Below are 13,762 nucleotides of genomic sequence, written 5' to 3'. Positions count from 1 at the left end.
CATGAAGAATGATTCATCCACGCTCAAACGCGGCCTTAGTGCGCGACATATCCGGTTCATGGCATTAGGTTCCGCCATTGGTACGGGTTTATTTTATGGTTCTGCCGAAGCTATTCGTTTGGCGGGGCCAGCAGTCCTACTCGCCTATTTGATTGGCGGTGCGGCAGTATTTATGGTGATGCGTGCACTCGGTGAAATGGCGGTGCATGATCCGGTTGCGGGGTCATTTGGTCATTATGCCAGTCGTTATCTTGGGCCACTGGCGGGGTTTCTGACCGGCTGGACCTATACCTTTGAGATGATTATCGTGGCGTTGGCCGATGTCACTGCATTTGGTATCTATATGGGATTGTGGTTTCCAGATGCCCCACAGTGGGTTTGGGTGCTGAGTATCATCTTCTTTATCGGTGCGCTGAATCTCTGCTCAGTTAAAGTCTTTGGTGAGATGGAGTTCTGGTTATCGCTGCTCAAAGTGACGGCGATTATTGCCATGATAGCCGCTGGATTTGGCATTATGATGTTTGGTTTTGGTGCCGGTCATGAGAGCACTGGTGTTAGTAATCTATGGTCGCATCAAGGGTTTATGCCCAATGGACTGACGGGGGTGATTGCCTCGTTTGCGGTTGTTATGTTTGCTTTTGGCGGCATTGAAATTATCGGCGTGACGGCCAGTGAAGCAAAAAATCCGGAAAAAGTATTACCACGCGCCATTAACACCGTGCCGGTACGTATTCTTTTATTCTACGTTTTAACGCTCTTTGTTCTGATGGCGATCTATCCGTGGAATAGTATTGGGCAAAATGGCAGTCCTTTTGTAGCAATTTTCAGTAGCTTAGGGATCAGCTCCGCCGCGAATATTCTAAATCTGGTGGTGATCAGTGCGGCCATCTCAGCGATTAATAGCGATATCTACGGCGCAGGTCGTATGATGTATGGCATGGCGCAAGAAGGGTTAGCACCCAAGTGTTTTAGTCGCCTGACACGTAATGGCGTGCCTTGGATGACCATTTTAGTGATGGCCATTGCGCTGCTATGCGGCGTGGTACTGAACTACCTTATTCCAAAAAATGTGTTCCTGATAATTGCCTCAATTGCGACTTTCGCCACCGTTTGGGTATGGTTGATGATTTTAGTGTCGCAAGTGGCCATGCGCCGGAAGATGAGTAAGGAGAGTGTCGCCAAACTTGCCTTCCCTGTTCCGTTTTGGCCAGTCGCACCGATTCTGACCATTCTCTTTATGGCTTTCATCATTGTCGTTCTAGGGTATTTCCCTGCCACTCGTATTGCCATGTATGTCGGTTTGGCATGGGTTGCCTTAATGACGCTGGCATGGTGGATCTGGTTACGTAAATCGCCCGCGTCTGCTCCCCAACCGCAAGTTGAAAGCAGCGAAGCCTAACGGGGAGTATGCAGCTTAGCCACTGATAGTGTATTCAGTGGCTAAGTATCTTCATAGCGGGTGAACGGATTACTCTTCACAAATTAAGTCTTATATTAGGTGTAGTATTAAAATGAAAACTAGGAATGATAACCAAAGTCATTAATTGATTGGTCAGCATGATTATCTCAGCATTGCCACAACACAAGATTAAATCAGATATTTTTAATTCCACAGGCATATTTAATACCGTCGTTATACGCAAGATATATCGCATAATGAAACTGAACATCGGTATTCATTTGACAACAATAACCACATACTGATTTAGTTATATCGCACTCTATTCCAAGAGAATATTTTGCGTTTAAAGTAGCAGCGTCGCCAGATGGTGATAAACTGACCCCAATTGTAAAAAAAATTATAGACCTACGGAGTAACGGATCATGCTTTCCATAGCCATTAAGCGGTGGATTAAACGGATTATTCTAGTCTTGGTGGTAATTTCCGTTACCATACTGGCAATTCGAATTTACGATACACAGCGTGGTCCGAAGCTAGAGCTTTGGCACACTTTTGTTCCACATGAAATGCGCGCGGCTGAGATAGATAAAGCTAGCTGGGCGGATTACATGAAAGCTGAAAATAATATTTTTGATGAAGTTCGGAAAAATGTGACTGAAAAGCTGGAACCAAGAACGGAGATTCCACTAAACCGTTATTATTCTGGCAGCTCGATTTATCCACCAAGTTTTAAAAACGACTGGAACCGTTCTTATATTCTGCAGCCCGATGGGAAACCTAAAGGTGCTGTGGTATTGCTGCATGGCTTAACCGATACCCCATATAGCTTGCGCCATATCGCTGAAAATTATCGTCAGCGTGGCTATGTTGCTATCGGTATCCGTTTACCTGCCCATGGTTCTGTACCGGGTGCCTTGACCGATGTTGAATGGCAGGATTGGTTAGCCGCCACACGTTTAGCTGTTCGTGAAGCTAAAACACTGAGTGGTCCAGATTTACCTTTGCATGTTGTTGGTTTCTCCAATGGCGGTGCACTGGCAATGAAATACACGCTGGACTCATTAGATGACCCCGCATTGGCGAAACCTGCGCGGGTGATATTGATATCCCCAATGATCGGTGTGACGAGCTTTGCGCGTTTTGCCGGTATTGCAGGGTGGCCTGCTATCTTCCCAGCTTTTGCTAAAGCAGCTTGGTTAGGGATCGTGCCTGAGTTTAACCCGTTCAAGTACAACTCATTCCCAGTGAATGCTGCTCGCCAATCTTATTTACTGACATCCGTATTGCAGCAGCAAATTGCACGTGATTCCAGAAACAATAAGATGGAAGAGCTTCCACCTATTCTGACGTTCCAGTCATTAATGGATTCAACCGTCAGTACTCGTGCAGTAGTGACAGCGCTCTATAATCACTTGCCAAAAAATGGCAGCGAAGTGGTATTGTTTGATTTAAACCGCGCTGCCAGCTTCGGCCCATTACTGAGAAACTCTTCTTACACTGCACTGGCTCGCTTATTGCCGCCGCCGCCACGTAATTACAGTGCAACGGTGATTACCAACGTTTCTCCACAAAGTAATGAGACCGTTGCGATAACGACTCTAGCGGGTCAAACCAACGAGACTACCGTGCCAACAGGCTTGATATATCCGCCTGATATCTTCTCGTTGTCTCATGTTGCGTTACCATTCCCAATGAGTGATTCATTGTATGGCCGTTATCCTGAGCCACGGGACCAGTACGGTATCAGTTTGGGTACGTTTGCTGCACGCGGTGAACGTGCAGTGCTGGTTGTGGGCTTGGATTCCTTGATGCGAATTTCGTCCAACCCTTTCTACCCCTATATGTTGCAGCGAATCGACGATAAAATTGATGCCCCTGCACAGTAATTGATAACCCGCACGGCCAGATGACTTTTGAAGCCCCCAAAATTGGGGGCTTTTTCATATGAGTGCCATACTTTCACGTTGTACCTGTTCTTCATCTTCATTGACCCTGAAAGGAAAGCACTATGTCTATCGAAAAAGTCGTATATCGCGCCAAAGCTAAAGCCACTGGCGGCCGTGACGGCCGAGCAACCTCCTCTGATGGCGTATTGGATGTGAAGTTGGGCGTACCAAAAGAGATGGGGGGCGCAGGTGGTGCGGTGACGAACCCCGAACAACTGTTTGCTGCGGGTTATTCTGCCTGCTTCCTTGGCGCACTGAAGTTCGTTGCATCGAAAGAAAAAATTAAAATTCCTGATGATGCCAACATTGAAGGGACTGTCGGCATTGGTGCCATTCCAACGGGTTTTGGCATTGAGGTTCAACTGGATATCAGCTTGCCGGGAATTGAACGAAGTGTGGCTGAAGATTTAGTAAAGAAAGCGCATGTTGTCTGCCCTTATTCCAATGCCACTCGTGGCAATATCGATGTCACACTCAATATTAAGTAAGCCAGTTCCCGTCTCATAAGCCCATAAGACTTTTCTTGTGGGCTGTTCTTCGCCCTCGTACATGCTGCCTCGTTCTACACTGCTTTGGGATAGTTAAACCCATATCCGCTATGGAGAGTTTGCGTTAGCTCGCGGACAGGACCATTGAGAGCGGCTAAGATATTTCTCGCGAAAAATCTATAGCCTGCTTATTGATATCACACTGAACCTGATAGCGGGTTCACTGTCTGATTGATTCAAGCCGCAAATAGTGTCTTTGGAGACCGGGCGTTTTATGGACAGAGTAAAATCTTTATCACAGCAAAGTCTTTCTTTGTTGTTGGCTGTTTATATTGGCATTTTCTTGAATATCTCTGTCTTTTATCGTCGTTTTGACTCCTTTAGCCAAGGTATCCAAGGGATAAAAGTCGTGACCGCTATCATTGAAGTGATGGCCATTATCCTGTTTACCTTTTTTGTGATGCGGGTGATTTCACTCGGTGGGCGGTGGTTTTATCGTGTTGTCGCGACCCTCTTGGTACTCATTTCTGTTGCTGCCAGCTATTACATGACTTTTTTCAATGTCGTGATTGGTTATGGCATCGTTATTTCCGTTTTAACCACAGATACCGATCTTTCAAAAGAAGTGATTGGGCTGCATTTTGTTATCTGGATGGTGCTGGTCAGCGCTTTGCCTCTGCTGCTGATCTGGAAAAACACTCTGCGCTTAACCCTACTTGAGCAGTGCAAGACACCTGGTCAGCGTATGAGGCCGATTTTGTTGATGATAGTGGCAGTGGCGCTAGTTTGGTTGCCCCTTCGTTATCTAGATAAAGTGCAAGCGGCCAATGAGCAACTGCAAACGGTAGATTTACCCAGCTATGGTGGCGTAGTGGCTCACTCATACCTGCCCTCTAACTGGTTGGCCGCACTGGGGTTATACGCATATACGCAATACAACGAAAGGTATGATGCGGCAACGCTGTATGATCCAGCAGAACATCATACCTATGTGGCTCCGGCAGGCATTGATGACACTTATGTCGTGTTTATCATTGGTGAAACAACCCGCTGGGATCATATGGGCCTGTTGGGGTATTCACGTGATACGACGCCCCGTTTAAGTAAAGAGAAGAATCTGGTCGCTTTTCGTGGCACATCGTGCGATACCTCCACGAAATTATCACTGCGCTGCATGTTTGTACGTGAAGGCGGTGCGGAAGATAACCCACAGCGCACATTGAAAGAACAAAATATCTTCGCAGTCATGAAATCATTGGGGTTCACTTCTGAGCTGTTCGCCATGCAGAGTGAGATGTGGTTCTACAATAATACCAACACCGATAATTACTCATTCCGCGAGCTTATCGCCTCAGAGAAGCGTAATGATGATAAGCCTGTGGATGATATGTTGCTGGTCGATGAGTTGAAAGAGTCACTTGGACGTTATCCGCAAGGAAAGCATCTGGTTATTCTGCATACCAAAGGATCCCACTATCTCTACTCCCAGCGTTACCCCCGTAGTTATGCTCGCTATCAGCCAGAATGTATGGGGGTGGATGATTTTTGTAGCAAGCAACAACTGCTCAATGCATTTGATAACAGCGTGTTATACACCGACTCATTTATCGCCAATGTTATCGACCAAATGCGGCAAAAAAAGGCATTAGTGTTTTATGCCGCCGATCACGGTGAGTCTATCGATGATAATACTCACTTCCACGGTACGCCGCGTGAAATGGCCCCCCCAGAGCAATTTCGTGTGCCATTAATGGTTTGGGCTTCAGATAAATTTTTGGCTCAACCCGAGCACCTCGCTGCCTTTGAGCAACTACAAGCAGAGCAACGTGTGGGTAAAACACATCGTCATGTTGAACTGTTTGATTCTATTTTAGGCTGTTTGGGCTACACCTCGCCGGATGGTGGGATTAATGAACAAAACAACTGGTGTCAGGCACCAAGCCGACATCCTCAGCCGGTAATATAATTAATTAGCATAGATATAATTTATTCTGGCGCGATCCTCGACGCTAATCGCCATTCGAGCATTCAGCTTGCGGTATACTCCAGCCTTGATCTATCACTGGCTGGAGCCTTCCATGACTTACCGTGTTGTCTTTATTGATGATCATGACATCGTGCGTTCAGGATTTGCTCAATTATTGTCGTTAGAAGAAGATATTCAGGTGGTTGGGGAGTTCAACTCTGCCAAACAGGCCCGCGCCGGATTGCCGAGTTTACAGGCTAACGTCTGTATTTGTGATATTTCTATGCCAGATGAAAGTGGTTTAGACTTATTGAAGGATTTACCCTCAGGTCTGGCGGTCATCATGCTGTCAATGCACGACAGTCCTGCTCTAGTTGAGATGGCTTTAGAGCGTGGAGCGCGCGGTTTTCTGTCTAAACGATGTAAACCAGAAGATTTGGTTTCCGCCGTCCGTACTGTGGGCAGCGGTGGTGTCTATTTAATGCCTGAGATTGCCCAGCAACTGGCCCGTATTGCTGTCGATCCCTTGACTCGCCGTGAACGTGAGGTGGCGGTGTTGCTCGCGCAAGGAATGGAAGTGCGCGAGATTGCGGAATCGCTCGGGCTGTCTCCCAAAACGGTCCATGTCCATCGCGCAAACCTATTTGCCAAGTTGGGCGTCAGTAATAATGTTGAATTGGCGAAGCAGGTTCTGAACTCATGATGCAGCGTTTGATCATGTTGGTCGCGTTGATGTTTATTTATACCACCGCAGCTTTCTGTTTATGGTCAATTGGCACGCAACTGGTCGATCGGCCTTTACAGGCCTTACTGCTATTTCCCTTTGGCCTGCGGATGGGCATTTTATTGCAAAGCCCACGTCAGTATTGGCCGGGTATTCTGCTGGGTGATGCCCTATTGTGGTGGCTGCTCACGGATCAATTTGGTTACGTTGACCTGCTGTGGTACGCGCTTCCGCTGTTATTGGCGACGACGTTGTTGGCGGTTTTTGCTTCTCCATGGCTATTACGCCATCAGAAAAATACCAGTGAGTGGCAATGGCCGTTGATGCAAGGCTCAGTGATATTAGCCGCAGCTCTAATACAGGCATTAGGCTGGCAGATTGCCAGTCATCAGGGGGCGATGGCACTGTTGCTCGGTTTAGTTGGGGGCTTCACGATTGCACCAACCTGCCTATTGCTGTGGCACTATCTGGCTCGCCAAATCTGGTTGCCGTTAGAACCGGGGCTCATTCATAAGCCGATAAACCTGCGTCTGCAGCATATTATGTGGTATCTGCTGCTGTTTGCGCTGAGTATTTGGTTGCAATACGAAGTCACCGAAACGGATTTACATCTCTTTGCGCCATTCTGTCTCGTCATTCCGATTGTTTTTATGTCCTACCGTTATGGTTGGCAAGGAGGCGCGGCAGCAACATTGCTAAATAGCGTGGTGCTATTGATCAATACACCGCTGCAATTGGACTCTCATCGCGACCTGTTGCTGTCACTGTTGGCGCAAAGTTTAACGGGCTTACTTCTGGGGGCGGGTATTCAACGCCAGCGGGAGTTAAACCAACAACTGCAAATACGCTTGAATGAGAACCGTGAACTGGCTAAAGCATTAGTGGTGGCGGAAGAGCATGCTCGCCGTGATGTGGCGCGAGAACTACACGATGAAGTGGGGCAAACAGTCACTGTTATTCGAACTCAAGCCAGTATTATCAAGCGGTTGACAGCAGAAGCACCGGTACTGAAAAGTGCTGAAATGATAGAGATGCTCGCTTTGAGGGTCTACGATGGCGTTCATGATGTTCTCGCCAAATTATGGCCAGCAGCATTAAATAACTTGCCGCTTTCGGCGGCAATTGCTGCGTTGATGCGGGAGCTGATCCCACAAGATCAAACTGTCGTGGGTGTATTGAATTGGCAACTGGATGACCACCCGATAGATGAAACACTGAAAATCACGCTATACCGAATTTGCCAGGAAGGTGTGACTAATGCTTATCGCCATGGTGCGGCCAGCCGAATTGAGATAAATGCGCGGCAAGATAAGCAGAAGATATATCTAACGATTAGCGATAACGGAAAGGGCATCGATTTAGCCACATTGACCCCTGGTTATGGGCTACGTGGTATGCAATCTCGTGTGAGCGCACTTGGCGGCAGCTTCAACCTGAGTGTCAATCAGGGGACTTGCTTAAATGTGATCCTTCCCACAGTTCCTTCGGTCACTAATGAAAACTAGGAAATATTCTCGGGTCTAGCGGGAATTTCTCTCATGGGTTTCATGCATGTGCGCACCATGATGATGGCACTAGTAATAATATTCTGAGGTTCAACATGTGGTCCTTCCTCAAAAGTCGAGATAACGTCGCGTCTGTCACGGATCAAACTCAAATTGATTCGTCCTATAAATATTGGCGTATCCAACTCATGTGGACGATGTATATCGGCTACGCGGCGTTCTATTTTACCCGTAAAAGTTTCACCTTCATCATGCCAGCCATGCTCAGTGATTTGGGCCTCACGATGTCTGATGTCGGGATTTTAGGCACCCTATTTTATATCACCTATGGCTGCTCTAAATTCATCTCTGGCATGATCAGTGACCGTTCAAATCCGCGTTACTTTATGGGTATCGGGTTAGTGATGACGGGGATTATCAATATCCTGTTTGGCATGAGTTCATCACTCATGGTCTTTGGCACGTTGTGGATATTGAATGCGTTCTTCCAAGGATGGGGCTGGCCACCGTGTTCCAAAATCTTAACCAGTTGGTATTCGCGCTCAGAGCGTGGTGGCTGGTGGGCAATTTGGAATACGTCTCATAACTTTGGTGGGGCATTAATCCCCTTGTTAGTGGGGGTGATTTCTCTCCACTTTAGCTGGCGCTACGGCATGATTATCCCCGGTATCATTGGTGTGGTGATTGGTCTGTTGATGTGTTGGCGCTTGCGCGACAAGCCAAGCACCATGGGGCTGCCAACGGTCGGTAAGTGGCGTAACGATGCGATGGAGTTGGTGCAAGAATCAGAAGGTCGGGGACTCTCAAATAAAGAAATCGTCAAACGCTATGTATTAACCAATAAATACATCTGGTTGCTTGCGGTGTCTTATGTACTGGTTTATATCGTTCGTACGGCAATTAATGACTGGGGTAATCTCTATTTAACCCAAGAGAAAGGTTACTCATTGATGACTGCCAACTCCGCTATTTCGTTATTTGAAGTGGGGGGGTTTATTGGTTCGCTGGTGGCCGGTTGGGGGTCTGATAAGTGGTTCCGTGGTAATCGTGGACCAATGAACCTGATTTTCGCCATTGGGATCTTCCTCTCTGTTGCCTCGTTGTGGATTATGCCGGGGGTCAGTTATGTCTTACAGGCAGGCTGCTTCTTCGCGATTGGTTTCTTTATTTTTGGCCCGCAAATGCTCATTGGCATGGCTGCAGCAGAATGTTCACATAAAGATGCTGCGGGGGCTGCCACGGGCTTTGTCGGCTTGTTTGCCTACTTAGGGGCGGCTTTATCTGGCTACCCTATTGCTCGCGTGATGGAGATTTGGCACTGGAATGGTTTCTTTGTGGTTATCTCTATTGCCGCCTGCTTATCTGCGTTATTCTTGCTGCCCTTCCTACGGGCACAATCGCCACAGTTGAAACCCACTGAAGCCTGATAGAAACAAGAAGAAAAGCGTTAAATGGTGTTGTTTTGACCGCTGGTGGCGATATTACCAACAGTCGCCAGCGGGTTGTTAAAAAGTGATTGACGCCCTAGAGCCGTAGCAGTAAGATGCGCCCCGATTCGGCGAGTAGCGCAGCTTGGTAGCGCAACTGGTTTGGGACCAGTGGGTCGGAGGTTCGAATCCTCTCTCGCCGACCAAATTTAAGAACCCTGACAGAAATGTCGGGGTTTTTTTCGTGTTTTTTCTCTGTGTTCATTCCGTTTTTTATCCTCTCAATGCCGAGGGAAGTACGTCATTATTAATGACCATAATATAAACTTAATACTTTTATATTAATGGTGCATTTGTTTTATATTATTGATTGTAGAAAAATACAATATTATATTAATTAACATTTCCTATCACCATGAGTTGCCGCTAATCGATAGATGTAATTATTCATTTATCGACGAGTTTTTCATTTTATTTCGGTCGGCTATTACTTGTTTTTTATTTGAGTGAGGTTGATTAATATGAAATTAAAAAATAAAACAAATGTGAGAAAAATAGATAGGTATGAATATTGCTGGAGTAATATTACATTTCTATTATTTCTTCACATGAATATCGGGTTATTCTCGACTCAGGCTGTTGCTGAGATAGAGGCTATTGCTGAAAGATCACCATCAAACCCTATTTTGAATGAGGAACAACGGGCCTGCGTGTTGGTTAACAATATTGAAATAAGCAAGGATGACTTAAGTAGCCAGATAAAGATTAATCGCCAGCAAGCACGTTTGTGGCGAGCCAATGCATACTTTGATGATGGTGGGCCTTATGCTTTGGGACACTATCGTTCCGGTTTCATCCTGTCTATCGATAATCCTTTCTCGTTGAGTGAATTGCTCTATTTTTCGTTTAATCGTGATGCTGATAAACACCATGACAAAGGTTACAGCAATTATGCACTTCATTATTCAGTCCCGTATGGCAATTGGTTATTGAGCATGACAGGGAGTCAAGGACGTCGCTATCAGTCGCTAATACTGGCAGATAATACATTTCAGTACAGTACTCGCTGGAATATGTTTGACGTACGAATTCAGCGGCTGCTTTCGCGTGGTGACCATGATAAAACGGCGGGGTATGCCGGATTATTAATACGGCAGTCTGCCAGTTTTTATGCCAATAAAGAGCTTCGTATCCAGCGAGTTAAGACGACAGACTGGCAATTGGGGATTGAGTATTATCGCTCGATATCAGGGGCAACCCTCAGGGGCAGTATTCGCTATCAACAGGGAGCAACATGGTGGGGAGCCAGGCCTGTTCAAGGCAAAATAGATAGGTCACCTGCACGGTTGGTAGCGATCACCGGCTCATTGGATATCCCGTTCAAATTGGGGGCGCAAGCTTTCAATTATCAGCCCGCTTTCAGCCATCAATATACCTATTCAGCGATCAACGTGCAGGATAGATTTTCGATTGGTGGTCGCCAGTCTGTACGCGGATTCAATGGCAATAGCGCGGTAGTTGGACCACAAGGGTGGTATGTGAGAAACGATGTTTTATGGCATGACCCGATCGCGGGTCAACAAACTTATTTTGGTCTGGATTACGGGGAGGTGAGTGAAGGTGGCCATTCAATTTTTCGAGGTAATCGTTTGGTAGGGGCCGTCGTGGGGGCTCGCGGCCGTTATCATTCAGTGGGTTATGATTTTAATGTGGGTATCCCTATCATCAAACCCGATAAAACTCATGCTGAACCCTGGGTCTTTGGATTCTCGGTGACTTGGCAATATTAGATTTATCTATAATCACAGAAGCAATACCGATGCCCTATGCAGATTTTCTGGCGAAATATCGGGCTGGAATGAGCCTCAATTAACGCCGTAAAAATACCCAGCCCTATTTTGGTGCACCATTATCGTGCTCTTCTTCAATATCGAGGCTTTCGGATGAATATCGAGGCTCTCTCATGGGAAATGAGGGAAGGAACAAGTCAGTTTTGCTTTTTTAACGCCACGCAAGATGTGTTCGATTATGGCTGAATGTGACAGTGCTCACGTCACTTATCGGCTGTAACAGCAGCATTTCCTCCTGTTTTCTGTCGAGATTACAAAAAAATCTGAACGGTTAAGCATCATTTAGCAACAAAGTTTTTTGCTTTGTCATTGGGCGTTACCACTGCTTAATTTTAATTACCTAGTTAATTTGGCTGGAATAGCACTGCTAGCACAATTTTTCATGCTAATAATGTTAACGGAAAGTTTTTTTATGTTTGCATGCTGTTTCTCATTGTCTTGATAAATCCTTGTAGACCGTATTGACGTTGCCATCAACTGTTGCCAAATTGGTAGCCTCAGGGCGAGTAATAGAGTGCAATTTGGGTGATTCCACGCACCAAAAATTGTGGTCGCGATAAGATTTATCCGGCACCTCAATCCCGCATCCCTGCGGCGAATAAGCCAAAACGGTACAGACAACGGGCTAAAAAATTATAGGGTCTGGCCGAACACACAACACACATCACCATAATGGAGCACAAGCGATGACGATTTCCTTGGGAAAAACAGGGATACTGAAATTCGGTATTGGGCTGATTGCACTGACCGTAGCGGCCAGTGTACAGGCGAAAACATTAGTATATTGTTCTGAGGGTTCACCAGAAGGTTTCAACCCGCAGCTCTTTACTTCGGGCACAACCTATGACGCAAGCTCCGTTCCTATCTACAACCGTCTGGTTGAATTCAAACTCGGGACAACCGAAATTGAACCGGGTCTGGCTGAGAAGTGGGAAGTCAGTGAAGATGGTAAGAGCTATACCTTCCACCTGCGCAAAGGCGTGAAGTGGCAAGATAACAAAGAATTCAAACCTACTCGTGATTTCAATGCTGACGATGTGATTTATTCCTTCATGCGTCAGAAAGATGATAAACATCCGTACCATAAAGTGTCTGGCGGCAGCTATGAATACTTCCAAGGTATGGGGATGGGTGATTTGATCACCAATATCGTTAAAGTTGACGACAACACAGTTCGTTTCGAGCTGGCCCGCCCAGAATCACCATTCTTGGCTGACTTGGCGATGGACTTTGCGTCAATCTTGTCTGCCGAATATGCGGACAATATGCTGAAAGCCGGTACACCAGAAAAAGTCGATTTGAACCCAATCGGTACTGGCCCGTTCCAGTTGCAGCAGTATCAAAAAGACTCCCGTATCCTGTACAAAGCATTTGATGGCTACTGGGGGACTAAACCAAAAATTGATCGTCTGGTCTTCTCTATCACCCCAGATGCATCAGTGCGTTACGCTAAATTGCAGAAAAACGAATGTCAGGTTATGCCGTACCCTAACCCTGCTGACATCGCTCGCATGAAAGAAGATAAAACCATCAACCTGATGGAGCAGCCTGGCCTGAACGTTGGTTACCTCTCTTTCAACGTTGAGAAAAAACCACTGGATAACGTTAAGGTTCGCCAAGCGTTAACCATGGCTGTCAACAAAGAAGCCATTATCGATGCGGTTTATCAGGGTGCTGGCCAAGCGGCTAAGAACCTGATCCCACCAACAATGTGGGGCTACAACGATGATGTAAAAGATTACGCTTATGATCCCGCTAAAGCGAAAGAGCTGTTAAAAGAAGCAGGTTTACCAGATGGTTTCTCCATCGACCTGTGGGCAATGCCAGTTCAACGTCCGTACAACCCGAATGCACGTCGTATGGCTGAAATGATCCAGTCTGACTGGGCGAAAGTGGGCGTGAAAGCCAAGATTGTTACCTACGAGTGGGGCGAATACCTCAAACGTGCTAAAGACGGCGAGCATGAAACGGTGATGATGGGTTGGACCGGGGACAATGGGGACCCAGATAACTTCTTCGCTACCCTGTTCAGCTGTGATGCGGCCAAACAAGGTTCTAACTATTCCAAGTGGTGTTATAAGCCGTTCGAAGACGTGATCCAGCCAGCCCGTGCTGAGTCTGATCATGACAAGCGTGTCGCGCTTTACAAACAAGCTCAGGTTGTTATGCATGATCAAGCGCCAGCGCTGATTGTTGCTCACTCAACGGTATACGAGCCAGTGCGTAAAGAAGTGAAAGGCTATGTTGTTGATCCGTTAGGTAAACACCATTTCGAGAACGTGTCACTGGATTAATTTTAACCGAGTAGTTGACCGGTGGATGTGCAAGCTGCATGTTCACCGGTTTCTTTGTTTAGGTTAAGACAGATACAGATGTGAGCCATATAACCTCTCCTAATAAGTGTCATTGTCGCCGTAATTTTGAGCATGGATTGCGCCCAAGCACCGAAACACC

8 protein-coding genes, 1 tRNA gene and 1 pseudogene are annotated in these 13,762 nt (G+C 46.6%); all 10 read left to right on the top strand.

Features of this window, described 5'->3' with window-relative positions; translation table 11 throughout:
• Position 1 precedes the first annotated feature (1 nt).
• Positions 2-1,399 (top strand): amino acid permease, encoded by a 1,398-nt coding sequence (locus BN68_RS20585; RefSeq protein WP_019213079.1) that lies wholly within the window; start codon positions 2-4, stop codon positions 1,397-1,399.
• 425 nt (positions 1,400-1,824) lie between these two features.
• Positions 1,825-3,288, top strand: a complete 1,464-nt coding sequence (locus tag BN68_RS20580) for an alpha/beta hydrolase (protein WP_019213078.1) — start codon at positions 1,825-1,827, stop codon at positions 3,286-3,288.
• A gap of 122 nt (positions 3,289-3,410) precedes the next feature.
• A complete protein-coding gene (locus tag BN68_RS20575; protein ID WP_019213077.1) occupies positions 3,411-3,836 on the top strand; it encodes an organic hydroperoxide resistance protein in 426 nt (141 codons plus the stop codon).
• A gap of 274 nt (positions 3,837-4,110) precedes the next feature.
• Positions 4,111-5,802: a kdo(2)-lipid A phosphoethanolamine 7''-transferase gene (gene eptB / locus BN68_RS20570; RefSeq protein WP_019213076.1), complete on the top strand. Its 1,692-nt coding sequence runs from the start codon at positions 4,111-4,113 to the stop codon at positions 5,800-5,802.
• Positions 5,803-5,914: 112 nt separating this feature from the next.
• Positions 5,915-6,505 carry a transcriptional regulator UhpA gene (gene uhpA / locus BN68_RS20565; protein ID WP_019213075.1) on the top strand — a complete coding sequence of 197 codons (591 nt, stop codon included), beginning with the start codon at positions 5,915-5,917 and terminating at the stop codon, positions 6,503-6,505.
• Positions 6,502-8,031, top strand: coding sequence for a signal transduction histidine-protein kinase/phosphatase UhpB (gene uhpB / locus BN68_RS20560; RefSeq protein WP_019213074.1), 1,530 nt, complete (start codon positions 6,502-6,504; stop codon positions 8,029-8,031). Before uhpA ends, uhpB begins: the two co-directional genes overlap by 4 nt.
• A gap of 95 nt (positions 8,032-8,126) precedes the next feature.
• On the top strand, positions 8,127-9,458 hold the full coding sequence (uhpC, locus tag BN68_RS20555; protein WP_019213073.1) for an MFS transporter: 1,332 nt from the start codon (positions 8,127-8,129) through the stop codon (positions 9,456-9,458).
• Positions 9,459-9,587: 129 nt separating this feature from the next.
• Positions 9,588-9,664, top strand: a tRNA-Pro gene (locus BN68_RS20550).
• Between the two features lie 516 nt (positions 9,665-10,180).
• Positions 10,181-11,248: pseudogene (locus BN68_RS20545) on the top strand (ShlB/FhaC/HecB family hemolysin secretion/activation protein); the annotation flags it as partial.
• A gap of 746 nt (positions 11,249-11,994) precedes the next feature.
• Positions 11,995-13,602 (top strand): dipeptide ABC transporter periplasmic-binding protein DppA, encoded by a 1,608-nt coding sequence (gene dppA / locus BN68_RS20540; protein WP_019213071.1) that lies wholly within the window; start codon positions 11,995-11,997, stop codon positions 13,600-13,602.
• Positions 13,603-13,762: the final 160 nt, after the last annotated feature.

The organism is Yersinia massiliensis CCUG 53443, from assembly GCF_000312485.1.
GTDB lineage: Bacteria > Pseudomonadota > Gammaproteobacteria > Enterobacterales > Enterobacteriaceae > Yersinia > Yersinia massiliensis.
This window is presented reverse-complemented; position numbering and strand designations above follow the sequence as displayed.

What these genes read in the sequence shown, in the direction of transcription:
- dppA (WP_019213071.1), top strand. Translation starts at nt 11,995, where the DNA reads ATGACGATTTCCTTGGGAAAAACAGGGATACTGAAATTCGGTATTGGG.
- BN68_RS20585 (WP_019213079.1), top strand. Translation starts at nt 2, where the DNA reads ATGAAGAATGATTCATCCACGCTCAAACGCGGCCTTAGTGCGCGACAT.
- BN68_RS20575 (WP_019213077.1), top strand. Translation starts at nt 3,411, where the DNA reads ATGTCTATCGAAAAAGTCGTATATCGCGCCAAAGCTAAAGCCACTGGC.
- BN68_RS20580 (WP_019213078.1), top strand. Translation starts at nt 1,825, where the DNA reads ATGCTTTCCATAGCCATTAAGCGGTGGATTAAACGGATTATTCTAGTC.
- uhpB (WP_019213074.1), top strand. Translation starts at nt 6,502, where the DNA reads ATGATGCAGCGTTTGATCATGTTGGTCGCGTTGATGTTTATTTATACC.
- uhpC (WP_019213073.1), top strand. Translation starts at nt 8,127, where the DNA reads ATGTGGTCCTTCCTCAAAAGTCGAGATAACGTCGCGTCTGTCACGGAT.
- eptB (WP_019213076.1), top strand. Translation starts at nt 4,111, where the DNA reads ATGGACAGAGTAAAATCTTTATCACAGCAAAGTCTTTCTTTGTTGTTG.
- uhpA (WP_019213075.1), top strand. Translation starts at nt 5,915, where the DNA reads ATGACTTACCGTGTTGTCTTTATTGATGATCATGACATCGTGCGTTCA.